We start from the raw sequence: 24,888 nt of genomic DNA, 5'->3' as shown, positions 1-24,888 counted from the left end.
AAACTCCACCTTCAAACGGTCCTGTTTGCGGGGATCACTTCCTTCCATTCCTGCGAGAGGACCACACCATCAAACCGTGGGATTGAACACCTAACCATAGACTGGAATGAAGTTCATGGCAGGCATATACTAAACAGGAAAAAGAGAAAGATTATATATGACCAAACAAAAGCGTGCTGCCACAAAGCGCCCCACGCTCGCGCAGGATCCGCATCGCGTTCGTGACCTCAAGGAGCGCAACCTTGAAACCGCGATTGGCCGCGAAGTGCGCGCGTTGCGCCAGCAAAAGGGCATGACAGTGGCTGATCTCGCGCAGGTGACCGGCGTATCACTGGGGATGCTGTCTAAGATCGAGAATGGTGTCACCTCGCCGTCATTGACCACGCTGCAAATTCTTGCGCATTCGCTTTCTACGCCGCTGACCTCCTTTTTCCGCCGGTTCGAGGAACGTCGCGAGGCGATGCGCGTCAAGGCCGGCGAAGCCGTCGAGATTACCCGGGCTGGGACACGCGCGGGCCACCAATACAACCTTTTGGGCCATATCGGCGCAAATGCATCCGGCGTCACCGTCGAGCCCTATCTGATCACACTCAGCGAGCGGTCAGACGTCTTTCCCACCTTTCAGCATGACGGGCTGGAGTTTCTCTATTTCCTCGAGGGGGTCGTTGATTACCGACATGGCGACAAGCTCTACCGGCTGGAACCCGGTGACAGCCTGTTTTTCGATGCGGACACGCCGCATGGCCCGGAGATCCTGGTCGAGCTTCCGGCACGCTATCTGTCGATCATCTGCTACCCGCAAGGAAGTTAGAGAGAGAGACTCTCATACACTATAGGGAAAAATTGTTTCCTGATAGTTGAACGTGATTGGTTCTATGCTATGGTCTTTCAGATCATGACAGAGGAGACCGATTCATGTGTGGCATTGTGGGCTTGTTTTTAAAGGACAAGGGGCTTGAGCCGCAGCTCGGCGCGCTCCTGACCGACATGCTTGTTACCATGACCGATCGTGGCCCGGACAGCGCCGGAATAGCGATCTATCGTGGGGCACAGGCGGGCGAATGGCTGTATTGCGTGCAATCCGCGACGCCGGTGCGTGATTTCGCTACGCTCGGCGCGGATCTCTCTAAAGAGATCGGCGCCAAGGTCCAAATCGAGATCAAGGATACCCATGCGGTGCTGGTCCTACCGTCTGAGAAGGCGAAAGAGGCTCGCGCGGCACTGGAGCGGATCAATGCTGATTTGCGTATCATGAGCTCGGGAGAAAGCATCGAGATATTCAAGGAGGTAGGCCTGCCCGCCGATGTGGCCGAGCGCTTCAACGTCGCGTCGATGTCTGGCAGCCATGGGATCGGACACACACGCATGGCCACAGAATCGGCGATCACCACGCTGGGCGCGCATCCGTTTTCCACCGGGGCCGATCAATGCCTCGTGCATAACGGGTCGCTGTCCAACCACAACAGTCTGCGACGACGCCTGATCCGCGAAGGGTTGAGCTTCGAGACGCAGAACGATACCGAGGTGGCCGCGGCCTATCTGTCGTGGAAGATGGCGCAGGGCAGCGATCTGGGTGCCGCGCTCAAGGCATCTCTAGATGATCTCGACGGGTTCTATACCTTTGTTGTCGGCACCAAGGACGGCTTTGGCGTGATCCGTGATCCGATCGCATGCAAGCCTGCGGTTATGGCCGAAACCGACCAATATGTCGCCTTCGGCTCGGAATACCGCGCCATGGTTAACCTGCCCGGCATCGAAACCGCCCGCGTGTGGGAGCCGGAACCCTCAACCGCCTATTTCTGGAAACATTGACACATGCAAAGCCTTGATCTGCAGACCGAGGGCCTGCGCGCATTGAATGCGCGGCTGCACGCCCAGAGCGAAAAGACCAACGAACGCGATTGGGAAATCCTCAACCCCAAGGGAAGCCACGCGCTCGCCGTCGGGCTGGATGCGCCGATCGACGTGACCGTGCGCGGCTCGACCGGATATTACACCGCCGGGATGAACAAGCAATCCACGGTGCGTGTCGCGGGCAATGCCGGGCCAGGCGTGGCCGAGAACATGATGTCGGGCCTTGTCGTCATCGAGGGCGATGCCAGCCAGTATGCCGGGGCCACCGGGCGGGGCGGAACCCTTGTGATCAAGGGCAATGCCGCGTCACGCTGCGGAATTTCGATGAAGGGAATCGATATCATCGTGCACGGAAATATCGGACACATGTCGGCCTTCATGGGGCAATCCGGCAATCTGGTTGTCTGTGGCGATGCCGGCGACTCGCTGGGCGACAGCCTCTATGAGGCGCGACTCTTCGTGCGCGGCTCGGTCAAGAGCCTCGGGGCAGATTGCGTCGAGAAAGAGATGCGCCCCGAACATATCGAGTTGCTGCGCGATCTTCTGGTGCGGGGTGAATGCGATGCCGACCCGTCCGAATTCAAGCGCTACGGCTCTGCCAGAAAGCTCTATAACTTCAACGTCGACAACGCGTCGGCCTATTGAGGCATGTCAGATATGAACGACCAATCACCCAAGATACCACAAACCGTGCCGCGCCAGTCGGCCACCTTCACCAACGAGATCAACTCCGAAATCCGCCGCGCGGCAGCGACGGGAATTTACGACATTCGCGGCGGCGGGGCCAAGCGCCGGGTGCCGCATTTCGACGATCTGCTGTTTCTCGGGGCCTCGATCAGTCGCTATCCGCTCGAAGGCTATCGCGAGAAATGCACCACCACTGTCACGCTTGGCACCCGGTTCGCGAAAAAGCCAATTGAGCTGGATATTCCGGTGACCATTGCGGGCATGTCCTTTGGAGCGCTATCCGGCCCCGCGAAAGAAGCGCTGGGGCGGGGTGCCACGCTGGCCGGAACCTCGACCACCACCGGCGATGGCGGTATGACCGAGGAAGAGCGCGGACACTCGAAAACTCTTGTATATCAGGTGCTTCCGTCACGTTACGGGATGAACCCCGATGATTTGCGCCGGGCCGATGCGATCGAGGTCGTGGTCGGTCAGGGGGCAAAGCCGGGCGGCGGCGGCATGCTTTTGGGGCAGAAGATCACCGATCGCGTCGCGGAAATGCGCACCCTGCCCAAGGGAATCGATCAGCGCTCGGCCTGTCGGCATCCCGATTGGACCGGCCCCGACGATCTGGAAATCAAGATCCTCGAGTTGCGCGAGATCACCGGCTGGGAAAAGCCGATCTATGTCAAGATCGGCGGCACGCGCCCCTACTACGACACCACGCTTGCGGTCAAGGCCGGCGCGGATGTTGTCGTGCTCGACGGGATGCAGGGCGGCACGGCGGCGACGCAGGATGTGTTCATCGAACATGTCGGCCTGCCGACGCTGGCCTGTATCCGCCCGGCCGTTCAGGCGCTTCAGGACATGGGCCTGCACCGCGAGGTGCAACTGGTGATCTCGGGCGGCATCCGCACTGGGGCGGATGTGGCCAAGGCGATGGCGCTGGGGGCCGATGCCGTGGCCATCGGCACCGCGGCGATGGTCGCCATCGGCGACAACGACCCCCGATGGGAGGCCGAGTATCAGAAGCTGGGCACAACAGCCGGGGCCTATGACGATTGGCACGAGGGGCGCGACCCAGCCGGGATCACCACGCAGGACCCGGACCTGTCCGCGCGGCTTGATCCGGTGGCGGCGGGGCGGCGGCTGCGCAACTATCTCACCGTGCTCACGCTCGAGGCGCAGACCATCGCGCGGGCCTGTGGCCATAACAGCCTGCACAATCTGGAACCCGAGGATCTCTGTGCCCTGACGATGGAGGCCGCGGCCATGGCACGCGTGCCGCTGGCAGGCACCACCTGGTTCCCCGGGCAAGGGGGCCTGTGAGCCGGAAAAACAAAAGACTGACAACAGGGAAGTTCGAAAACATGACAAAAGATCTCGAAAAATATGCCGCCGATCAGGGAATCAAATATTTCATGGTCTCCTATACGGACCTCTTTGGCGCGCAGCGTGCCAAGATGGTTCCGGCGCAGGCGATCGCCGACATGCAACAGGACGGGGCGGGCTTTGCCGGGTTCGCGACATGGCTCGACGTGACCCCGGCGCATCCCGACATGCTGGCCCTGCCCGATCCCGAGGCGGTGATCCGTCTTCCGTGGAAGCCAGAGGTGGCATGGGTCCCGGCCAATTGCATGATGAACGACGCGCCCCTTGAACAGGCGCCGCGCAATGTGCTGTTGCGCCAGATCGAGGCGGCGGCCGAACAGGGGCTGTCGGTCAAGACCGGGGTCGAGGCGGAATTCTTCCTGCTCGATCCCAACGGGCTTGAGATTGCCGACAATCTGGATACGGCAGAGAAGCCCTGTTACGATCAACAGGCGATCATGCGGCGCTATGACGTGATCGCGGAAATCAGCGATTACATGATCGAACTGGGCTGGGGCCCCTATCAAAGCGATCATGAGGACGCGAATGGCCAGTTCGAGATGAACTGGGGCTTTGACGATGTGCTGGCCACGGCGGACAAGCATTCCTTCTTCAAGTTCATGGTGAAATCCGTCGCGGAAAAGCACGGGTTGCGCGCCACCTTCATGCCCAAGCCGATCAAGGGGCTGACCGGCAATGGCTGTCACGCCCATATCTCGGTCTGGGACAAGGACGGCAAGAAAAACCTCTTCACCGACGGCACCCATGATCTTGGCATGTCTGATATAGGCTGGCATTTCATCGGCGGTATGATGAAACACGCCTCGGCGCTGGCCGCGATCACGAATCCGACAGTCAACAGTTACAAGCGCATCAATGCACCGCGCACCACCTCGGGTGCCACATGGGCGCCAAACACGGTGACATGGTCCGGCAACAACCGGACCCACATGATCCGGGTGCCGGGGGCGGGGCGCTTTGAATTGCGTTTGCCCGACGGCGCGGCGAACCCTTATCTGATGCAGGCAGTGATCATCGCTGCGGGCCTGTCCGGCATCTCCTCCAAGGCCACGCCCGGCAAGCGGCTCGATATCGACATGTATCAGGATGGCCATACTGTCAAGAACGCGCCGCGGCTGCCGCTCAACATGTTGGACGCCTTGCGGTATTTCGACAAGGACAAGGTGCTGAAATCGGCCCTGGGCGATGAATTTTCCGCCGCCTTCGTAAAGCTCAAACGCCGGGAGTGGGACTCGTTCGTCTCGCATTTCTCACGGTGGGAGCGCGACAACACGCTCGACATTTAAGCTCTTTTCCCCGCGCCCCTTTTGGGGCGCGAAACTTTGCTTGCGGTCGCAAAAGTCGAACGCCTGTGCTGTTCCCAAACCGTTAAGAAAAAGCTCGCTCAGGGGCTGCGGAAGGCGCGAGCATTGCCAATCAAAATTTCATAAAAATAAAAAATATTGCCTGAAAAGAATTTATTGGTACCCTGCGAATCATGTTCCCAGAAGCGGAACAAAATCAGGGAGGAGAAAATGGCTCAGGATATGGAGAGCCGGATCGAGAAGACGTATCGGGGCGATGTGCTGTTCGCCTCGATGTTCGTCGCGGTCCTTTGGCTCGTGATCTTGTTCGTTTTGTGGAGTGTCGGCGGCCTGGTCGGGGGCGGGGCGATCCGCACCGTGCTGATCGGATCGGCGGGCATGGTCTTGTTGTTCAACACGGCCGCAATCGCCGCCATGGTGCGGCACTACGCGCATGACAAGGATGCGATCTATCGCATTGATCTGATGCATTACGACGAAATGCAGGCCGCGAAGCACGGGAAGGATCGCATTGATCTGATGCATTACGACAAAATGCAGGCCTCGAAGCACGGGAAGGGGTGAGAGATGAGCAAACGCTATGACCCCCCGAAACAGAGCGGCGTCGGACAGTTCTTCGATGCGGTTTTTCTTCTCGCGCTCGTTTACTTCGTTCTGTTCATCCCGCTGATCTTTGGCCTGACCGGTGCAAGCAGCACCAACGTGATGCCCGAGACCGTCAACTGGGAAACCCTCGGTCAGAACGAAACCATGCAGGCCCAATGGGAAAAGTTAGGGTACACCCCCGAAACAGCTGCGGAGATGATCACGCAACGGTTCGATTACTCCATCGACCCGCTGATGCTGATCATCACGGCGGTGATCATTCTGGGATATTTCGTGTTTCTCGTGAAAGTCTCCGACAAGGAGCTGCGCGAGGTGATCCGCGAGAGATTTGACACCTGAGGGCTGGAGAACGACACAATGTGGATATTACTGGAATACATCGCCTGGGGCCTCTCCGCCGCGATGCTTTTGTGGATTGTCGCCGACGCGGTCCGCGTCAATCGGGAATTCGATGAAGAGACGCTTCTGTCCTCCAAGGAGGGCGTGGACGAATTGCTGGAACATGGCGCGCTGAACGGAAATGCGGAGGATCGGTCATGAGCGATCAAACCGCAAGTCAAACCGGTGCAGGGAGCGGTCAGGAGCGGATCGGCCTCTTGCGCGTGCTTGGCCCGGCGCATGTCTGGGCGCTCGGCGTGGGGATCGTCCTTGTGGGCGAGTTCATGGGCTGGAACTTTTCCGTAGGCAAGGGCGGCGCCTATGGCGCGCTGATCGCCTGCTGGGTCATCGGCCTTCTCTATACCTGTGTCGCCATGATCGATTCGGAGGTGACATCGACGGTCGCGGCGGCGGGCGGGCAGTACGCCCAGGCCAAGCACATCATGGGTCCGCTCATGGCGTTCAATGTGGGCCTTTACCTCGTGATGGCCTATACCATGCTCGAGGCCGCCGACGCGCTGATCGTGGGCGACCTTCTGATGATCCTCGCCGAGCAGACGGGCTATGACGCGCTTGATCCGAAACCCTTCGTGGTGCTGGTGATCTCGTTTCTCGCCTTTCTGAATTATCGTGGCGTGTTCATGACCCTGTCGCTCAACTTCATCATCACGGCAGCGGCGTTCGTCTCGATCGTGATCCTGTTCGTCGGGGTGCAGCCGTGGAACCCGGGCGCGATCCTGAAACATTCCGAGCTGTTGACGGACCTGCCCTATGGCTGGATCGGCGTCATCGCATCGTTCCAGTTCGGGATCTGGTATTACCTCGGGATCGAAGGAACGTGTCAGGCCGCAGAAGAAGTGCGCTCGCCGTCACGCTCGCTGCCGCTTGGCACGATGACGGGGATCATTACCCTTCTGATCGCGGCAACGCTGACATGGTATGTCTGCACCGGTCTTATCCCGTGGGAATACCTTGGCCAGGCGACGGTGCCGCTTTATGATGCCGCGCGCATGACCGGGTCGACCGTATTGCAGGTCTTCCTCTTCGTCGGCACCCTCTTTGCCGCCACCGCCTCGGCGAATGGCTGCATCAACGATGCCAGCCGGGCCTGGTTCTCGATGGGGCGCGACCGGTATATGCCGCAATGGTTCGGGGCAGTGCATCCGCGCTACCGCACCCCCTTCCGGTCGATCATCTTCCTCATCCCGATCGCGGTGTCCTTCGCCTTTACCGGGCTTCTGGATCAGGTGATCACCTTCTCGATCCTGTCGGGGCTGTTGGGGTATACTTTCATGCCGATCAACATGATCCTGTTCCGACGCAAATGGCCGCTGGGGTCGATCAAGCGGGGCTATGTGCATCCGTTCCACCCGATGCCGGCGATCGTGCTGATGATCCTGTGTATCACCACGTTCTTCGCGACCTATCTCGGCTTTGGCCTCCAGCTTCTGGCGATGATGGCCTTCTACGTCGTGGTGTCGATATGGTTCGTAAAGCATCGTTACAAATATGTCCGCCGCGCGGATCAGTTCACCATGAACTGGCCCAAGCCGGTTGGCTATTGATCAGGAGGATCGGATCATGATGGACAGAATTCTCTGTGCCATAGACGGATCGAAGGCTGCGGCGCGCGCCGTGGACTTCGCGGTCGCCCTCGCGGCAAAGATCGGCTGTGACCTGCGATTTGTCACCGTGACAACGGTGACACCAACGACTGCGGCGGATAGCCCGTTTTGGGATACGCGGCTGTTCGATGCCGGTGAGGCCCTGATCGCCAAGGAGCTGTCAGATGCCATGACCGCAGCTCAGAAAGGCGGGATTGCAAATGTCTCCAGCGCCACCATCGCTGGCCGCGACATTGCCGAAGCGATTCTTGGCTATGCCACCGAGCAGGGCTTTGATCACATCGTGATGGGGTCGACCGGGCACACCGCCTTCGGGCGGTTGCTGACCGGGTCGGTGGTGGATGACGTGCTCAGACACCCGCATCCGCCGGTCACGATCATATGACAACGGGCGCGGCGGTGGCACTGGCGGTGGCCGGCACCGCCGCGCTTGGCTGGCTCTATCGCCGCGACCACAGCGAGGCCTGTGCGCGGCGAGACGGCTTTTTCGACGTGGCACGCAATGCCCTCGAAACTCCCGAAATCATTACCACACGCGGCGACTACCCGGTGTTGCGCGGCACCCGAGAGGGATATCGCACGGAATTGCGCGCCCTTGCCGACACGATCCAGCTACGCAAATTGCCGGTTCTGTGGCTTCTGGTAACAATCCACCGCCCGCTGCGGCTTCGCTCGCATTTCGACATGATGATGCGCCCCGACAATTCCGAATATTACTCCGCGCATGGCCGCATGCCTGAACGCGTTTCCACCCCACCGGACTGGCCGCAAGAGGCAGTACTGCGTTGCGACGACCCGGCCGAGGCCAGGGCACGGGTGATCCCGGCCCTCGCCCCCCACCTGGCGCAGTTCACCGGGGATAGCCGCGGCAAGGAGATATTTCTCAGCCCCAAGGGTCTTCGCCTTGTCTATCGGATGGACGAAGGTCAGCGCGGTCATTATCTTCTCACCCGCCTGCCGTTTTTCAACTGCACGGAACTCCCGCGCGTGATGGCTGAGGATCTGCTTGATCTGGGGCACCGCATCGCCCGGAGCCTTGAGGACACAGAATGACAGACCACACCAGCCAATCCGATCGCCCGCCATACGATCCCCGTCTGGTTCTGGCCGTTTCCAGCATCCTGACAGGCATGGGGCAGGTCTTGAACGGCGAGGCGCATCGCGGGCTCATGTTCGCGTTCACCGCCTTGTCCCTCGCTTGGGTGAGCTACAATCTGACGACACCCGAGCACAGTTTTCTCGGGCGTTATGCCGGCGGCTTCATGATCCACGCCATCGCGCTTATGGACGCCTACAAGGGGGCACGCATCCGCCGCGCTCGGTGGGACCACGCACGCAAGCAAGATCACCAGCGAGACATGACGGATCAGAAATAGAAAATCTTGTTTGGGACGTCATCAAGGCGGTGGTGCTGAACGGGTTTGCTACGACGTTCCTTGCGGCGGTCTAGGTACTCTTGCACACGACTGGCAACACCTATCGCGCTGCGCGGCTTAGCGATACTTCGACGGCGGCTGGCCGTATTCCGCGCGGTAGGCGCGCGAGAAATGCGAGGAACTGGCAAAGCCGGTGGCGAGCGCGACCTCGGTCAGCGAGAGCGCCGAATTGCGCAACAGGTTGCGCGCCTTGTCGAGCCGCAGGCGGCGGTAATAGCCATGGGTGGTCTGGCCCAGATGCTGCCGGAACAACCGGTTGAGTTGTCGCGGGGAGAGCCGGGCGATCTGCGCCAGATACGGCAGGGACAGGGGGTCGGCGATATTGCCTTCCATCGCCTCGACTGCGTCGAGGATCGCCGCGCTTTGCGTGCCGACACGCTCCACCAAGCCGGAGCGTTGCGGGCCGGTGGGCGGGCGGATCTCGGTATGCATGAACCAGTCGCTGACCTCGCGGGCGAAGGCGCGGCCGTGATGCGTGGCGATGAGCGCGTGCATCATGTCCATCGGCGCGGTGCCGCCCGCGCAGGTCATCCGGTCGCGGTCGATGACATAGAGCGTGCGTTCGATGCGCAGGTCGGGCGCGACCTCGGCCAGGGCTGCGGCATATTCCCAATGCACGGTCATCCGCCTGTCACCCATCAGCCCGGCGCGCGCGAGAATGATCGGCCCGCCCGAGACACCGCCCAGCACCACTCCCTCCCGCGCCTGACGCGACAGCCACGGGGTCAGGGCGCGCGCCGGATAGGTCGCCGGATCGCCCCCCGCTACGATGAAGAGGTTATCGAGGTGCAGATCGTCAGCGAGCCCCGCCTCGGGCCTGACCTGCGCCGCGCCGGAACTGCACACCGGATCAGGCGTCGGCGCGATATGGATCACCTCATACAGAAGGCGCCCGGCCAGCAGGTTGGCGGCGCGCAGCGGCTCGACCGTGGCGGCGTGCGACATCAGCGCGAATCCGGGGATTGGCAGGATGCCGATTCGATGCGGGTCCGGGGCTTGCCTGGATGGTTTGTCCATATTTGTCATTTAAATGACTGTTAAAGGCAAGTATAGCCCCCGAAGATCGGCGATGATCGCACCAGAGCGAGCCACAGGACAGAGCCGATGCGCTATTCCGCCTTCAAGATCCTCCGCGAGGGACTGACCGGCAACAAGGGTTGGACACCGGTCTGGCGCGACCCCGACCCGAAACCCGAGTATGATATAGTCATCATCGGTGGCGGCGGGCATGGTCTTGCCACGGCCTATTATCTCGCCAAGGAATTCGGCCTGCGCAATATCGCGGTGCTGGAAAAGGGCTGGATCGGGTCGGGCAATGTTGGACGCAACACCACGATCATCCGCTCCAACTACATGCTGCCGGGGAACGAGCCGTTCTACGAGATGTCGCTCAAGCTGTGGGAGGGGCTGGAGCAGGATTTAAATTACAACGCGATGGTCAGCCAACGCTCGATCCTGAACCTGTTTCATTCGGACGCGCAGCGCGATGCCTTCGTGCGCCGCGCCAACGCGATGTTTCTGGCAGGCGCCGATGCGGAACTGGCCGATGCCGATCAGCTGCGCGCCGAACTGCCGTTTCTCGATTTCGACAATGCCCGCTTTCCGATCAAGGGCGGGCTTTTCCAGCGGCGCGGCGGCACGGTGCGGCATGACGCGGTGGCTTGGGGCTATGCGCGCGGTGCCGATGCGCGCGGCGTCGACATCATCCAGAATTGCGAGGTCACCGGGTTCGACATCGAAAACGGCAAATGTCGGGGCGTCGAGACGACACGCGGGGCCATCCGCGCGCGCAAGGTGGCGGTCTGCGTCGCGGGCTCCTCCGGCCGGGTGATGGCCTTGGCGGGGATGCGCCTGCCCATTGAATCCCATGTTCTGCAGGCCTTCGTCACCGAGGGGTTGAAGCCGGTGCTGCCGGGCGTCATCACCTTCGGGGCCGGGCACTTCTATGTCAGCCAGTCGGACAAGGGCGGGCTGGTCTTTGGCGGCGATATCGACGGCTACAATTCCTACGCGCAGCGCGGCAACCTGCCGGTGGTCGAGGACGTGGCCGAGGGTGGCATGGCGATCATGCCGATGATCGGGCGCGCGCGGCTGTTGCGCAGCTGGGGCGGGATCATGGACATGTCGATGGACGGCTCTCCTTTCATCGACCGCACCCATATTGACGGCCTCTATTTCAACGGCGGCTGGTGCTACGGCGGCTTCAAGGCGACCCCGGCGAGCGGCCTGTGCTACGCGCATCTGCTGGCCAGGGACGCACCGCACCCGGTGGCCACGGAAATGCGCCTCGACCGCTTCGCGCGCGGGCATCTGATCGACGAAAAGGGCATGGGCAACCAGCCCAACCTGCATTGAGGGCGCGCGCCATGCTTCATCTTGCCAAAAATATCCAAATGACCCCGCACGCCACGGAGGCGACTCCATGATCATCAATCACCCGCTTCTGGGCCCGCGCGACGCCGCCGAGTTCGTCTATCTGGGCGATGCCGCCCTGATCGACCGGCCCGACTGGCAGGCGGCGGAGGCCGCCGAGGCATTCCACGCCTATGGCTATCTGCGCGACAACCCGGCGGGCGCGCATCAGGAGCTATGGTATCACGAGCAGGGCGACCGGTCTTGGCTGGTGGTGACGCGTGACACGGTGAGCCACGAGATCACACAGGTCGAACTGGCCCGCGACGTGGCGCGTGCCCGGGGGCGCAGCCGATGAGCCAGGTCAACCGTATCAAGGGCGGTCTGATCGACCGCTCAAGAGACATCAGCTTCACCTTCAACGGCAGGCCGATGCGCGGCCATCCGGGCGACACGCTGGCCTCGGCGCTTCTGGCCAACGGGCAGCCGCTGGTGGGGCGGTCGTTTAAGTATCACCGCCCGCGCGGTATTTTCACCGCCGGGTCGGAAGAGCCCAACGCGCTGGTGGAATTGCGCAAGGGTGCCGCGCAAGAGCCCAACACCCGCGCCACGGTGACCGAATTGTTCGACGGGCTGGAGGCGCGCAGCCAGAACCATCGCGGCTCGCTCGAGTTCGACCTGATGGCGGTGACGGACCTGCTGTCGCCGTTCCTGTCGGCGGGGTTCTACTACAAGACCTTCATGTGGCCGCGCGCCTTTTGGGAAAAGCTCTATGAGCCTGCGATCCGCGCCTCTGCCGGTCTGGGGCGGTTGTCGATGGAGGAGGACCCGGACCGCTACGACAAGGGCTACCTGCATTGCGATCTGCTGGTGATCGGCGCCGGGCCTGCGGGGCTGATAGCGGCGCGCACGGCGGCGCGCGCGGGTGCCCGGGTGATCCTGGCGGATGAGGATTTCGTCATGGGCGGGCGGCTCAACGCCGAGACGCTGGAGGTGGATGGGATGCCCGGGGCCGATTGGGCTACCGGTGTCGTCTCCGAACTGGCGGCGATGGCAAACGTGCGCCTGATGCCCCGCAGCACGGTCTACGGGGCCTACGATCACGGTGTTTACGGCGTGCTGGAACGCTTCACCGATCATCTGGCGACAAGCGGCGGCAAGCCCCGGCAGGTGCTGTGGCGCGTCTATTCCCGGCACGCGGTGCTGGCGGCGGGCGCGACCGAACGCCCCGTGGCCTTTGGCAACAACGACCGGCCCGGCGTGATGCTGGCAGGCGCGGTGCGCGCCTATGCCAATCGCTGGGGCGTGGCCCCGGGGCGGCGCGTGGCGGTCTTTACCAACAACGACGACGGCTGGCGCACCGCCGCTGACCTCGTGGCCAAGGGGGTCGAGGTGTCCGCCGTGATCGACACGCGCGACGCGCCCGCCGTCTGCGATGTGCCCGGCGCGCGGCATGTCCGGGGGGCCGCGGTGATGGACACGCGCGGGCGCAAGGGGCTGCGGCAGATCACGCTCACCGACGGGCAGATGATCGACGTCGATTGCCTCGCGGTGTCGGGCGGCTGGAACCCGAATGTGCATCTGACCTGCCATCAGCGCGGGCGGCCCGAATGGCGCGATGATCTGTCGGCCTTCGTGCCCGGGCGCGAACTGCCGCCCGGCATGGTAGTGGCGGGCGCGGCCAACGGGGCGATGACGCTGGCAGCGGCATTGCGCGAGGGGTGCGCGGTGGCCGAGACTCTGGGCTATGCTGACAAGAGCGATCTGCCCCGCGCCGAGGACGAGCCGCGCGACTGTGCGCCGGTGTGGCATGTGCCGCAAAGCCGGGCGCGCGCCTGGCTCGATTTGCAGAACGACGTGACCGTCAAGGACGTGAAGCAGGCACATCAGGAGGGCTTTCGCGCGGTCGAGCATCTCAAGCGCTACACCACGCTAGGCATGGCCACCGATCAGGGTAAGACGGCAAATATCCCCGCGCTTGCGATCATGGCCGAATGCACCGGCCGGACCATCCCCGAGACCGGAACAACGATTTTTCGCCCGCCCTATACGCCGGTGCCCATCGGCGCGCTGGCGGGCCGTGCGCGGGGCCGCGAGTTCCGGCCCTATCGCCTGACGCCGTCGCATAGGTGGGCCGAGGCCAATGGCGCGACCTTCGTCGAGGTGGGCAACTGGCTGCGCGCGCAATGGTTCGCGCGCGACGGTGAGCAGGGGTGGCGCGATTCGGTGGATCGCGAGGTGCTGATGACGCGTGGGTCGGTGGGGATCTGCGACGTGACCACGCTGGGCAAGATCGACATTCAGGGGCGCGACGCGGGGGAGTTCCTGAACCGGGTCTATTGCAACGGGTTCGCCACGCTGGCGGTGGGCAAGGTTCGCTATGGTTTGATGCTGCGCGAAGACGGGATCGCCTATGACGATGGCACCACCGCGCGGATGGGTGAGAATCACTACGTGATGACCACCACCACCGCCAATGCCGTCACGGTGTTCCGGCGGCTGGAATTCGCGCGGCAATGCCTGTGGCCCGATCTGGATGTGCATCTGATTTCCACCACCGATGGCTGGGCGCAATTTGCCGTCGCCGGGCCGAATGCGCGCAAGCTGTTGCGCAAGGTGGTGGATGAGGCGCATGACCTCTCGAACGAGGCGTTTCCCTTCATGGGGTGCGGTGCGGTCACGGTCTGCGGCGGGACGCGCGCGCGGCTGTTCCGTATCTCCTTTTCCGGGGAATTGGCTTATGAGGTCGCGGTCCCCGCCCGCTATGGCAATGCCATGATGGGCGTGCTGATGGACGCGGGGCGCGAATTCGACGCCGTGCCCTATGGCACCGAGGCGCTGGGCGTGATGCGCATCGAGAAGGGGCATGCGGCGGGCAACGAGCTCAATGGTCAGACCACGGCCCATAACCTCGGGATGGGGCGGATGGTCAGCCAGAAGAAGGACTGCATCGGCAATGTGCTCTCGCAGCGCCCCGAACTGCTGCGCGACGATGCGGTGAAGCTGGTGGGGTTCCGGCCCGTGGACCGCGACACGGGGCTCATCGCCGGGTCGCATTTCATCACGTGCGGTGAGGCCGCGACGATGGAGAACGATCAGGGCTGGATGTCCTCGGTCGCCTATTCGCCGAGCCTCGGGCATTCCATCGGGCTGGGCTTTCTCAATCGGGGCGATGCGCTGATGGGGGAAATCCTGCGCGCTGTCAGCCCGGTGCATGGCAGGGAGATGGAGGTCGAGGTGGTCTCGGCGCATTTCATCGACCCGGACGGGGAGCGGTTGCGTGGCTGAGTATACCTTGCAGGCAGAACCGCCTTTGGCGGGCACGGAGATGGAGATTGCGGGCGTGCGGCTCTGGGCGCCCGCCGATCTGGCGCTGGTGTCGCTGGCGTTGCCGCTGGGCGGAGAGGAAGACGCGCTCACGGCAATCAGGGCCGCCTATGGCGTGGACCTGCCCGACATTGGCCGGTCCGTTGTCGCCGATGACGGCACGCGCCTCATCCGGCTGGCCCCGGATCTGGCCTTCGCGCTGTTCACCCACGCGACACCCGATGCCGAGCGCGTGGTGGCGGACCGGCTGAACGGCGCGGTCTACACCACCGATCAGACCGATGTCTGGGTCGCGCTCGCGCTGTCTGGCCCTGACACACGGCGCGCGCTGGAACGGATTTGCCCGCTCGACCTGCACAGGCAGGTGTTTGGCGTGGATCACGCCGCGCGCACGGTGATGGAACATCTGGGCGTGTTGATCCTGCGCACAGGAGAGGATGACTACCTGCTCTTGTCGGCAAGTTCCTCGGCCAAATCCTTCCTGCACGCGGTTGAGGTGTCGCTGACAAATGTTAACCAAACATAAGCAGCAAATGGAATTCAGGGCTATTTGCGTTAAAGAGCAAAGGAAGAAAGCGGATGTTTCTTGAAAACCTTGACGCTGACCGTCCCGCCGCGCCCGGACCTTTTCAGATGAAACGCAGCCTGTCAGGAGATTTCGTTTTTCTCAGCCAGGATCCCAGTATGGCTTTCGCCGCCGAGGCCTGCATCGACGTTCTGCGCTCGGCCAACCGCCTGTTGGGGCAGGACAGCTATCGGTGGACCCGCCTGCACGGGGCCAATGCCCTTGCCGGCGGGTTCACCTGCACCCCCGATCAAACACTCGTGCTGGTCGGGGGCATTGAAACCGCCTGGCGGCCCGATGACGCGCATCTGCGCGATCTGCGTAGCAGCATCCGCAACGCCGCGCGGCTCTGTCTTGTGGGTTCCGCCGTGTTTGTGCCCCTGGCCGCTGGTGTGACGGGGGCCAAGCAACTGTCGGTCCACCCTAATTTTAGCGCCGGAATCGAGGAAACCTGCCCCTCCGTGGATTTGGCCGAAACCGCTACCTGCCACCACAAGGCGGTCAGCAGCGCGATCAGTCCCGTCGCCGCGATCCGCATGATGGTAGAACTCGTCGGGGCCCGCGATGGCGAGTTTACCCGCACCACTCTATTACGCTATCTCGGCCTAAGTGACCCAGAGACGGAAACCATCACCGGTGAGTATTGGCGCTACAAGCGCATGGCGCAGGGCGACAGCGTGATCAGCGACGTATTGCAGATCATGCTCGATCATCTGGAGGATACGCTGACCGTTAGCCAGATCGCTGAGATCCTCGATGTCAGCCCGCGCAAACTGGAACGCGGCTTTCGCGACCTATTGCGTCAGACCCCGCTCAGGGTCTACCGCGACCTGCGGCTGGACCGGGCCCGCTGCTTGATGCAGCAAACTGCCTTAGCGATGAATGAAATCGCGGTCGCCTGCGGGTTTTCCAACGTGACGCTGATGAAAAAATGGTTCGTCGAGAAATACGGAGAATTGCCCGATCAGGTACGCCTGCAAGCCTTTTGCGGGACTCAGGTTGTTGATTGACACGCCTCTGTTGCACAAGTTCCGTGAGGGATTCATCTTATGAATCCAGCATGGTAGCTTGGCTGCGTGAGCAAACCCAGACCCCCGACTTACAAGACCAGGAACTGGCCGGCCTACAATGAAGCGCTTAAGCGCCGTGGCTCGCTGACGATCTGGTTCGATCCGACGATGATCTGGGATGCCGCGCCAACACGCAGGCGTGGCCGCCAGCAGACTTACAGCGATACCGCCATCCAGACGTGCCTGACGATGAAGGGTGAAGGGCGTCCCGGAAACGCGCCGGTGGCGCGTTTCAGCCCTGAACGGGCGAAGCCCCTGGCAGGTTCGGCATGGCGCTGCGGCAGACGACCGGGTTCGTCGAAAGCTTGTTGCGCCTGGTCGGGCTTGGCTGGTCGGTGCCCGACTTCAGCACGCTGTCTCGCCGCCAGAAGACGCTCGCCGTGAACATCCCGTATCGCGGCTCCAGGGGGCCGTTGCACCTGCTGATCGACAGCACCGGCATCAAGGTCGAGGGCGAAGGCGAATGGCATGCACGCAAGCACGCAAGCACGCAAGCACGCAAGCACGCAAGCACGCAAGCACGCAAGCACGCAAGCACGCAAGCACGCAAGCACGCAAGCACGGTAGCCGGAAACGGCGCGTCTGGCGCAAGATCCATCTCGGGATCGACGAGCAAACGCTGGAGGTTCGAGCCGTCGAGATCACCGGGAGCCATATCGGCGATGCGCCGATGCTGCCCGACTTTCTCAGCCAGATACCGGAGGGCCAGGAGATCGGCAGCGTCACGGCAGACGGCGCCTACGACACCCGCAAGCGCCATGATGCGATCGCAGAGCGCGGCGCTCATGCCGTCATCCCGCCCCGCAAGAACGCGAAGCCGTGGAAGACCGTCACCGCCGGAGCGCTCGCCATCGTCCTCGGACCGATGGCGGACAATGGCTCGCCCCGTAACGAGGCCCTGCGCGCTTCGAAATACCTTGGCCGCGCGCTCTGGCGAGGATGGAGCGGATACCACCGCCGAAGTCGCGTCGAGACCAAGATGCATTGCGTGAACCGAAGGTCCGCGAAGCGAAACTGATGGGCCAGCGGCTCATGGCACGGGACTTCGACCGTCAGGTCGCGGAGCTCCAGGTTCGGATCGCCGTCCTGAACGGCTACACCGCGCTCGGCATACCTGTCACAGAGGCCGTGGGACAAGTCTGCCCGGGGAAAGGGGAACCTCGGCCATCAGCCGATTTGTGCAACAGAGCCGGTTGATCCCCAACTCCCGGCTCAACTCGGCGAGCGAAGCCTGCGATCGCTGTATTGCAGCTCTGACCGCGTGCGTGGTCGTGGCGCTCCCGTGACGCACTTGTCCCATAGTGCTTCCTTCCATTCCTGCGAGAGGATCACACCATCAACACGTGGGATTGAACACATAGTCGACATACAAGCACTCCCTACTCGCTGAGCTTCTTCCTAAAACTCGCGAAGACCTTGACGGCCTTGTCCTGCGTTGACGCATCCCGCCGCGGATCATCCGGAAAACCGATTCCCGGCCGCTCCGAGATTGTTCTGCCATCAAGGCCGGGAGAACCCCGCCGGCGTTTTCAGATAAAGCCGGAGTAGGGCTCTCGCTTTACGCAGGTTGCAACCATGCCGGAGAGCGTCGTCAGGTCGAAGACGGGCCGGGACAACGCCTCCTGAATTAGATGGGCATAGGGCGGCAGATCGGTGCATTCCAACACGATCGCGCCGATCTCGGGGGCCCGGCGGATAAGTGCCTGTCCGGCGTCGATCACATCGGTTGCCACTCTATCGAGGTCCATCTCCGTCCGCTCATTTCGCAGGATCACGGCTGCAAACTCCGTGGTATCTTCAAGCCCCTGGATCTCGACCGGGACATCGCCCGCACCGACATTTCTCATGTGGTCCGTGGTCAGGGCCGTCGATGACGCGGTCACGATGCCGACCGGTGCGGCCGTCATGTGATGAACCATCGGCACCTGGATCAGCGAGGATACGAAAACAGGGACCGAAACCGCTGCGGCGATTTCGTTCTGAAACAGTGCGAGAAAGCCGCAGGAGCCCGTGATCGCCCGAACGCCCTGAGCCTCCAGGCTACGGGCCGCCTCGATGATCCGATTCTTCATCCCGCCGTCCGGGTTGTTGAGCAGCGCCGGCACCGTAATGCCATCGAGGATCTCGTAGGTGACAGTGAAGTTGAGGCTGGAGGGATTCTTGATATGGCCCGGCGGTTTGGGGAAATAGCTTTCGAGGGCAAGTACGCCGATCGTGATGCCGCATATGTTCTGACCGCCCGGATAGATTGGCACTTTGGGATTCCTTTCAGAAACGGGTTGGTGAGAAGGATGACAGATCGACGTTCGGGGTCGCCCCGGTCGCGATATCGGCGACGGTCCGGCCAGTCTTGGCGGCCATCATCAAGCCGTAATGACTGTGCCCGAAAGCGGTGATCAGGTCGGGGAATCCGTCGATCTCGCCGATGCAGGGAAGGCTGTCGGGCAAGCTCGGACGTTGACCGGACCATGTCGAATACTCGGCTGTCCTGAGATGTGGCGACAGCCTGCCCGCAACCTGGATCAGCGCGGCGAGGCGTTTCTCGTTCACTGGCGAATCAAGCCCGGCGAACTCGGCCGTGCCAGCAACGCGCAGTCCTTGCTCCATCGTCGAGGCGACGAACTTGTTGTCCACGTCCATGACCGAATTGTTGAGCGTGATGCCAGGTGCGGAGAAATTGATGTGATAGCCGCGTTCGGATTGCAGCGGGATGCGGATGCCCAGTGGCTTGAGCAGTTCTGCGGACCATACACCCATCGCCAGGACAAGCTTGGGCACCTGGTAGCTGCCCTGGTCCGTGATGCAGGACCACCCGCCCTGTTCCAGCGGGTGTATGCTCTGAACCGTCGCCCGCAACAATTCGCCGCCCTGTCTGCGGAACTTGTCCGAAAGGACCTGACCCAGGCGCCCCGGCGAGATCGCGCGGGCCTGCCCCTTGATCACGATTGCCGCTTCGAAATCCTCCGAGAGGGCCGGCTCGAGCAGGCGCAATTCCTCGCCATCGACCCTGTCCAGTTCGGCCCCGGCCCCCCGGCGCAATTCGTTCTCGAGGGAATCGAGACGCGCCGCCCGTCCATCGCGAAAGGCGTGGATGTAGTGGCTGTCACGGATCAGGTCCTCGTGCCCGGTACCGGCAAGATGCTGGCGGTAGAGCGAGACGCAATCGCGGTTGAGCATTTCCATCGCCGCGGAAATATCGCGCACCTTGTCCTCGCGACCGTACGCGAGGAAGCGCAGAGCCCAAGGCAGCATGCGCGGCAGGTGGCCGGGCCTGACCATGACCGGACCCAGAGGGTCGATCAGCCAACCGGGGATTTTCTTCCACAGACCCGGCATGGATTGCGGCACGATAGACCAGGGCGAGATGACACCGGCATTGCCAAAGGATGTCGCCTGCCCCGGATCGTCCCGGTCGATTAGGCGGACATTCAGCCCGCGTTCGAGCAGGGACAGCCCGGTGCAGATGCCGACGATCCCGGCACCGAGGACGGTGACGTCATTCACCATTGCTCAGGCCTCCGCGAGCGCACGGCGACGCTGCAGGAGTTGGCTGACAATGGCCGGACCGGCGATGATCAGCGCGACCAGATCGGCCTGGAGGGAAGGAGCGATGAAGACGAGCCCGGCCAGTGCCATCAGCCAGCGGAACATGGCGCCCATTGGCGCGAGCCAATACCCGACAACCGCCGCCGACAGGCATACCACCCCCAGGATGCAGCTCGTCGCGGTATAGGTGAATTCCCACAGATCGAACCCGGTGGACGAGACGATGAGCAGCACGGGCGCGTAAACGAAGGCCATCGGTGCCACCACCTTACCCAATCCGAGCGTGAAGGCGGAAATCCCGGTGCGGAACGGGTTCGACCCCGCGATTGCCGCAGCAGCATATGCCGATGTGCAAACCGGCGGCGTGATTTCCGCAACGACACCATAATAGAGGACGAACATGTGGCTGGCGATCGGCGGAATGCCCAGCTGTGAGAGGGCCGGCTGCGCCACCGATACGAGCATGATGTAGAGCGCCGTCGTCGGCACCCCGGCCCCCATCAGGATGCAGGCAAGGGCGATGAAGACCAGACTGATAAACAGTGTCAGGTCCTGCATCGAAAAGAGTTCCCAGGACCCGTAGGTGAAAAGCCCGTGCAGATCGGATCCGAGATTGGTGGCCGTCTGCGTGACCATGAAACCGATGCGAAACCCGATGCCGGTGGTGTTGATCACCCCGATGACGATCCCGACAGCCGCCGCTGCCGCGCCGACGGCCAAGGCGTATTTGACCCCCGTTTCGAAGGTGTCTGCCATCTCTGCCAGGGTCGTGCGCCGCTGCGGGTTGAGCGAGGTGATCACCGCCCCTGCCATAAGGATCGCGGACATGCCTAAATCGAAGCCGCCGCCGAGATACTTCCAGATGACGAATGTGATGAAGGCGGCAGGATAAACGAGGGTCAACGGCTTCTTCACGCGGCTCATACCCGCGATGATCGACAGGGAAATCCCGCAAAACGCCGACATGTATGGCGTGTAGCCCGAGAACAGCACGACCAGCAGGCCAATGAGAGGCACAACGTTTGCCCAGCCTTCGCGCCAGACCGCCCCAAGTTGCGGCAGCTTGTCCGCTTCCAGTCCCTTCAGGCCCAACCGACGGGCCATAAGGTGGACCACCGAGAAGACGCCGACATAATGCAGGAGCGCGGGAAAGATCGCAGCGATGACAATCGTGGTATAGGGAAGCTCCAGGAACTCGGCCATAATGAACGCGGCCGCGCCCATGATCGGCGGTGTGATCTGCCCGCCCGCACTCGCCGCAGCCTCGACACCCCCCGCGAAATGGCCCGGATAGCCCAGTCGCTTCATGTTCGGAATGGTCAGGGCCCCGGTCGACACCGTATTGGCCACCGAGGAGCCGGAGATCGTCCCGAAAAAGGCCGATGACACCACCGACACCTTCGCCGGCCCGCCGGTATACCTCCCCGCAAGGATCGTGGCGTTGTCGATGAACAACTGCCCCAGCCCCGTGCGCTGCGCGATGACGCCGAAGAGCACGAAATGGAACACAATGGTCGAGACGACCCAGAGTGTTACGCCAAAGATGCCTTCCTGCGGGAAATACATCGACGACACGAAGGTCCGGAAATTGACGCCCGGATGCTGGAGCAGCCCGGGAAAGACCGGCCCGAACAAGGCATAGGAGATGAACACGCAGATGATGAGCGGCAGGACCCAGCCAAGCGTCCGGCGCGCGATGTCCAGCACCAGGAGGATCAGGATGCCACCAAAGAGCATGTCGTAATTGTTGGGATTGCCCATCCGAAACGTCTGTTCCTCGATCCCGAGAGCCGGGATGCCCCGCCAGGCCAGCCCAAGATACAGCGCAGACGCAACGCCAAGCGCCATCAGGAGCATGTCGAGAAGTGGAACGCCTCCGAGGTGGAACGTTCCAACCTTGTAGTCGAAGGCCCTTTTTGTCGGGACCAGCGGAAACAGCGCATAGGTGAGAATGAACAGGCCCGACAGGTGCCAGCCCATGTGCCAGTAATCCGGCGGAAGCGCGAACCCTGCGGTCAGGTAATGATAGGTTGCGAAGGTCAGGGCGACATAGCGCAGCACCTTGGCAAAGCCCGGCCCGACGGTGCGCGTTGCAGCCCCCTCGTCGAATTTCTTCTCGATCCTGCTCAGATCTTTGCCAGATACGTCATGCGCCTTCTGGTCGGTTGCGTTGCCCATGTGTGATCTCTTTGCAGTTCAGGGTCGCAAGCGGCGTCGGGAGAGCGGGCACCCGGCCCGCCGCTCCCGTGTCGCGCAATACGAAAGTAGTGGTTGTTACTCGAGGGCGCCGACTTCCTTGTAGTATTTTTCGGCTCCTGGATGCAGCGGAACTCCAAGGTTCATGACCCCATCGAGCGCCGTATCGAGCGTGATCTGCTTGCCCTTCGCATGGCCATTGTCGAGCAGGTTGCGGGTATTGTCGTTCCACAGGGCCTTGGTGATTCCATAGACAAGCTCTTCGCTCAGGTCCGACGAGACAACCAGAAGTGCCGAAACCGCGGGCGTCTTCACTTCATAGTCGATGCCCTCGTACACACCTGCGGGAATGCTCGACGGAATGTATGCGGGGATGATCTCGTTGATCTTAGCGAGGTCCTCTTCGGAGAAGCTGTGCAGTTCCATGCCCTTGGTGGTGGCCAGCTGGACCATTGCAGAGACCGGCCAGCCCGCGGCATAGAAATAGGCATCAAGCTGCCCGTCGGCGAGGCGCTCAGCAGACTGACTGTTGTTCAGCTCGGCCTCTTCCATGTTTTCACGCGTCACGCCCCAGGCTTCGAGCATCTGGAGAACCGCAACCTGGGTTCCCGAACCGGCTTGCGCGATTCCGACACGCTTGCCTGCCAGATCGCCCAGATTGTCGATCGAGTCGCCCTTGGGCAGGACGAGGTGAAGATCCTCGGGAAAGAGATTCGCGACGATGCGCAGCTTCTCGTGCGGCTTGCCGTCGAACTTGCCTTCGCCCAGGTACATCGAGCGCGTCACGTCCGCCGCCGCCATGCCGGCTTCGAGCTGGCCATTCTGCACGGCCGTGTTGTTGAACACCGAGGCGGTCGTGGATTGAGCGATTGCGATCAGGCCGGGCACACCGCATTGCCCGCCTTCGTCGCATGGCCGCGATCCCGGCGGTGCGGAGATGCCATTGGCGATGGTGCCGCCTATGGGAAAGTATGTGCCGCCGGCGGACCCGGTACCGATTCGGAAGAACGACGAATCCTGAGCCGCTGCAGCGCCGGCTGTCAGAACCGCGGCCAACGAAGCGGCGGTCAATCTTGCATAGAGTCCCATGTCTTGTCTCCCTTTTTGAACGTGGCCGGAAAGAGGCAGGCCGCTCGCCCGGTGCTTTCGGCCTCGGGGAAGTCTGAAGCCAACAATGAAATAAAAGCAAATTTGAAATATGTTTGTTATACAAAATTTTTCTTATAAGAAGAGTGTATGAATCTTCAGCAGTTGGCCGTCTTCCGTGAGATCATGAATACCGGGTCGTTGAGTGCCGCCGCGCGAAACCTGCATCGCACGCAACCTGCGATCAGTGCTGCACTGAAGGCTCTTGAGGCATCTCTTGGCATGGAGCTGTTTCATCGTGAGGGCCGCCGACTCTCCCCGGTCCCCGAGGCGCGTTACCTGCTTTCCGAAGCCGAAGAGATCCTCGATCGGGTGTCTGCCACCAGATCCAACCTAGCCGGCATGCGTGACCGGGTCCGTGGAACGCTTCGCATTGTCGCCATGCCTGGCCCGTCCGCGTTTCTGATGCCGCAATTCGTAAGCCGGTTCATCGGCGATGCGCGCGATATCAGGGTCACGCTCTCGACCCGAAGCTCTCCACAAATCCTGAACCTGATTGCCGCGCAGAGCTTCGACATCGGGTTCTGCGACATGGGGACCCGTTCCGAGACGGAGGATCGCTGGCAAAGGGAACTTTTTTCAGAGCTGGTCACAACCTGCACCTGTTTGTGTGCTTTGCCAGCCGATCATCCGCTTGCCGATCGCGGCACGGTCACTGCTGAGAATCTTGACGGTGAGCCAATGGGCGCATTGCAACCTGGGCACGTCACGGTCCGGGATACGCAAAGAGCGTTCGACGCGTGCGGGGCGGAGTTCAACCTTTGTGTGGACGCCCAGTATTTTGTCCCGCTATTCCATTTCATCGAGGCGGGGCAAATCTGCGCAGTTGTCGATCCGTTGAGCGCAGAGAGCTATCTTCGGCTGAAAGGGGAGAACGCCAGTGTCAAGTTCAAGAGGTTCGAGCCGTCCGTACCGTTCGCATATTCGCTAATCACTCCGCAACAGCGCCGCCCGTCGTTGCTCGCGCAGGAGTTTGCCGCGCAGTGGCATAATTATGTGCGACAGATTTTGGAAACGCCCCTGATGACGAGTGATTGAAGGACGCCCGCGAAGTCGAGGGGGACACGCGAAGCAACATGAAGGACTTCGGCCCCTCTTGCTTCCACAGTGCTTCCACGGTGGGCGCAAACGCGAACGCCATCCCGAAAAACGGCGTCCAAGCATTTGTTTTATTTTGGAAATCTGGTTGCTGGAGGGCGATTTGGCCTGTGCCGAACAGTGGTTCGGCTGAACAGGGCGAAACCATAGACCTCGTGCGCGGTGAGCGTGAAGCTCTCGCCGCCGGGCAGCGCAAAGCCGAACTCGAGCGTCGAGGCGGTGCCGTTCGTCGCCTGGTCGATCAGCGTCTCATCGGCGAAGCGCAGCTCGATCTGGCCCGTGAGCGCGGCGATGGTCGGGTCGGCCCCGTCGATCCGGCCATCCGAG

General features: G+C 62.1%; 24 protein-coding genes and 2 pseudogenes. 19 read left to right on the top strand and 7 right to left on the bottom strand.

Annotation, left to right across the window (positions count from 1 at the left end; all coding sequences use genetic code 11):
• Window positions 1–157 precede the first annotated feature (157 nt).
• From AC13D8_RS06570 to AC13D8_RS06515, 12 genes are all read left to right on the top strand, one after another.
• Complete coding sequence (locus AC13D8_RS06570) at window positions 158–811, top strand: helix-turn-helix domain-containing protein (protein ID WP_482968183.1); 654 nt, start codon at window positions 158–160, stop codon at window positions 809–811.
• Window positions 812–915: 104 nt separating this feature from the next.
• Window positions 916–1,812, top strand: a complete 897-nt coding sequence (locus tag AC13D8_RS06565) for a class II glutamine amidotransferase (protein WP_482968263.1) — start codon at window positions 916–918, stop codon at window positions 1,810–1,812.
• Between the two features lie 3 nt (window positions 1,813–1,815).
• Window positions 1,816–2,499 (top strand): protein GlxC, encoded by a 684-nt coding sequence (locus tag AC13D8_RS06560; protein WP_482968182.1) that lies wholly within the window; start codon window positions 1,816–1,818, stop codon window positions 2,497–2,499.
• A gap of 12 nt (window positions 2,500–2,511) precedes the next feature.
• Complete coding sequence (locus AC13D8_RS06555) at window positions 2,512–3,849, top strand: FMN-binding glutamate synthase family protein (RefSeq protein WP_482968181.1); 1,338 nt, start codon at window positions 2,512–2,514, stop codon at window positions 3,847–3,849.
• Window positions 3,850–3,890: 41 nt separating this feature from the next.
• Window positions 3,891–5,198 (top strand): type III glutamate--ammonia ligase, encoded by a 1,308-nt coding sequence (gene glnT, locus AC13D8_RS06550; RefSeq protein ID WP_482968180.1) that lies wholly within the window; start codon window positions 3,891–3,893, stop codon window positions 5,196–5,198.
• A gap of 240 nt (window positions 5,199–5,438) precedes the next feature.
• A complete protein-coding gene (locus AC13D8_RS06545) occupies window positions 5,439–5,780 on the top strand; it encodes a hypothetical protein (protein WP_482968179.1) in 342 nt (113 codons plus the stop codon).
• A gap of 3 nt (window positions 5,781–5,783) precedes the next feature.
• Window positions 5,784–6,161 carry a hypothetical protein gene (locus AC13D8_RS06540; RefSeq protein WP_482968178.1) on the top strand — a complete coding sequence of 126 codons (378 nt, stop codon included), beginning with the start codon at window positions 5,784–5,786 and terminating at the stop codon, window positions 6,159–6,161.
• 18 nt (window positions 6,162–6,179) lie between these two features.
• Window positions 6,180–6,362 carry a hypothetical protein gene (locus tag AC13D8_RS06535; RefSeq protein ID WP_482968177.1) on the top strand — a complete coding sequence of 61 codons (183 nt, stop codon included), beginning with the start codon at window positions 6,180–6,182 and terminating at the stop codon, window positions 6,360–6,362.
• Window positions 6,359–7,765, top strand: coding sequence for an APC family permease (locus AC13D8_RS06530; RefSeq protein WP_104018368.1), 1,407 nt, complete (start codon window positions 6,359–6,361; stop codon window positions 7,763–7,765). The genes AC13D8_RS06535 and AC13D8_RS06530 overlap by 4 nt, the downstream gene beginning before the upstream one ends.
• Window positions 7,766–7,781: 16 nt before the next feature.
• Complete coding sequence (locus tag AC13D8_RS06525) at window positions 7,782–8,210, top strand: universal stress protein (protein ID WP_482968176.1); 429 nt, start codon at window positions 7,782–7,784, stop codon at window positions 8,208–8,210.
• Complete coding sequence (locus AC13D8_RS06520; protein WP_482968175.1) at window positions 8,207–8,878, top strand: hypothetical protein; 672 nt, start codon at window positions 8,207–8,209, stop codon at window positions 8,876–8,878. Before AC13D8_RS06525 ends, AC13D8_RS06520 begins: the two co-directional genes overlap by 4 nt.
• On the top strand, window positions 8,875–9,201 hold the full coding sequence (locus AC13D8_RS06515; protein ID WP_482968174.1) for a hypothetical protein: 327 nt from the start codon (window positions 8,875–8,877) through the stop codon (window positions 9,199–9,201). Before AC13D8_RS06520 ends, AC13D8_RS06515 begins: the two co-directional genes overlap by 4 nt.
• Before the next feature lie 117 nt (window positions 9,202–9,318).
• Here the strand turns inward: AC13D8_RS06515 and AC13D8_RS06510 are convergent, their stop codons facing one another.
• Window positions 9,319–10,278, bottom strand: a complete 960-nt coding sequence (locus AC13D8_RS06510; protein ID WP_482968173.1) for a GlxA family transcriptional regulator — start codon at window positions 10,276–10,278, stop codon at window positions 9,319–9,321.
• A gap of 87 nt (window positions 10,279–10,365) precedes the next feature.
• Here AC13D8_RS06510 and AC13D8_RS06505 point away from each other — a divergent pair, with 87 nt between their 5' ends.
• The 6 genes and pseudogenes from AC13D8_RS06505 (at window position 10,366) to AC13D8_RS06480 (ending at window position 17,772) form a co-directional block, all read left to right on the top strand.
• On the top strand, window positions 10,366–11,616 hold the full coding sequence (locus tag AC13D8_RS06505; protein WP_482968172.1) for a sarcosine oxidase subunit beta family protein: 1,251 nt from the start codon (window positions 10,366–10,368) through the stop codon (window positions 11,614–11,616).
• 67 nt (window positions 11,617–11,683) lie between these two features.
• On the top strand, window positions 11,684–11,971 hold the full coding sequence (locus AC13D8_RS06500; RefSeq protein ID WP_104018374.1) for a sarcosine oxidase subunit delta: 288 nt from the start codon (window positions 11,684–11,686) through the stop codon (window positions 11,969–11,971).
• Window positions 11,968–14,901: a sarcosine oxidase subunit alpha family protein gene (locus AC13D8_RS06495; RefSeq protein WP_482968171.1), complete on the top strand. Its 2,934-nt coding sequence runs from the start codon at window positions 11,968–11,970 to the stop codon at window positions 14,899–14,901. Before AC13D8_RS06500 ends, AC13D8_RS06495 begins: the two co-directional genes overlap by 4 nt.
• A complete protein-coding gene (locus AC13D8_RS06490; RefSeq protein WP_482968170.1) occupies window positions 14,894–15,466 on the top strand; it encodes a sarcosine oxidase subunit gamma in 573 nt (190 codons plus the stop codon). Before AC13D8_RS06495 ends, AC13D8_RS06490 begins: the two co-directional genes overlap by 8 nt.
• A 53-nt stretch (window positions 15,467–15,519) precedes the next feature.
• Entirely contained in the window at window positions 15,520–16,515 is a 996-nt protein-coding gene (locus AC13D8_RS06485) for a helix-turn-helix domain-containing protein (protein WP_482968169.1), read from the top strand.
• 66 nt (window positions 16,516–16,581) lie between these two features.
• A pseudogene (locus tag AC13D8_RS06480) lies at window positions 16,582–17,772 on the top strand (IS5 family transposase).
• Here AC13D8_RS06480 and AC13D8_RS06475 read toward each other — a convergent pair.
• The 5 genes and pseudogenes from AC13D8_RS06475 to AC13D8_RS06455 all read right to left on the bottom strand — a co-directional run.
• Window positions 17,768–17,875, bottom strand: a pseudogene (locus AC13D8_RS06475) (IS481 family transposase); the annotation flags it as partial. The pseudogenes AC13D8_RS06480 and AC13D8_RS06475 sit on opposite strands and share 5 nt — an antisense overlap.
• A gap of 229 nt (window positions 17,876–18,104) precedes the next feature.
• Window positions 18,105–18,830: an aspartate/glutamate racemase family protein gene (locus AC13D8_RS06470; RefSeq protein WP_482968168.1), complete on the bottom strand. Its 726-nt coding sequence runs from the start codon at window positions 18,828–18,830 to the stop codon at window positions 18,105–18,107.
• A gap of 13 nt (window positions 18,831–18,843) precedes the next feature.
• Window positions 18,844–20,082, bottom strand: a complete 1,239-nt coding sequence (locus AC13D8_RS06465) for an NAD(P)/FAD-dependent oxidoreductase (protein WP_482968167.1) — start codon at window positions 20,080–20,082, stop codon at window positions 18,844–18,846.
• Window positions 20,083–20,085: 3 nt separating this feature from the next.
• A complete protein-coding gene (locus AC13D8_RS06460; RefSeq protein WP_482968166.1) occupies window positions 20,086–22,299 on the bottom strand; it encodes a TRAP transporter permease in 2,214 nt (737 codons plus the stop codon).
• Between the two features lie 96 nt (window positions 22,300–22,395).
• On the bottom strand, window positions 22,396–23,406 hold the full coding sequence (locus AC13D8_RS06455; protein WP_104017573.1) for a TAXI family TRAP transporter solute-binding subunit: 1,011 nt from the start codon (window positions 23,404–23,406) through the stop codon (window positions 22,396–22,398).
• Between the two features lie 147 nt (window positions 23,407–23,553).
• Here AC13D8_RS06455 and AC13D8_RS06450 point away from each other — a divergent pair, with 147 nt between their 5' ends.
• Window positions 23,554–24,501, top strand: coding sequence for a LysR family transcriptional regulator (locus tag AC13D8_RS06450; RefSeq protein WP_482968165.1), 948 nt, complete (start codon window positions 23,554–23,556; stop codon window positions 24,499–24,501).
• A 131-nt stretch (window positions 24,502–24,632) separates the two neighbouring features.
• On the opposite strand, the gene AC13D8_RS06445 is transcribed toward AC13D8_RS06450, so the two are convergent.
• Window positions 24,633–24,888 (bottom strand): phage tail tube protein (locus AC13D8_RS06445; RefSeq protein ID WP_482968164.1); only part of this gene is annotated, 256 nt, incomplete at its 5' end.

Source organism: Roseovarius sp. B-10 (assembly GCF_056859295.1).
Note: the sequence above shows the minus strand (reverse complement) of the source record. Positions and strands in the feature narration are given on the sequence as shown.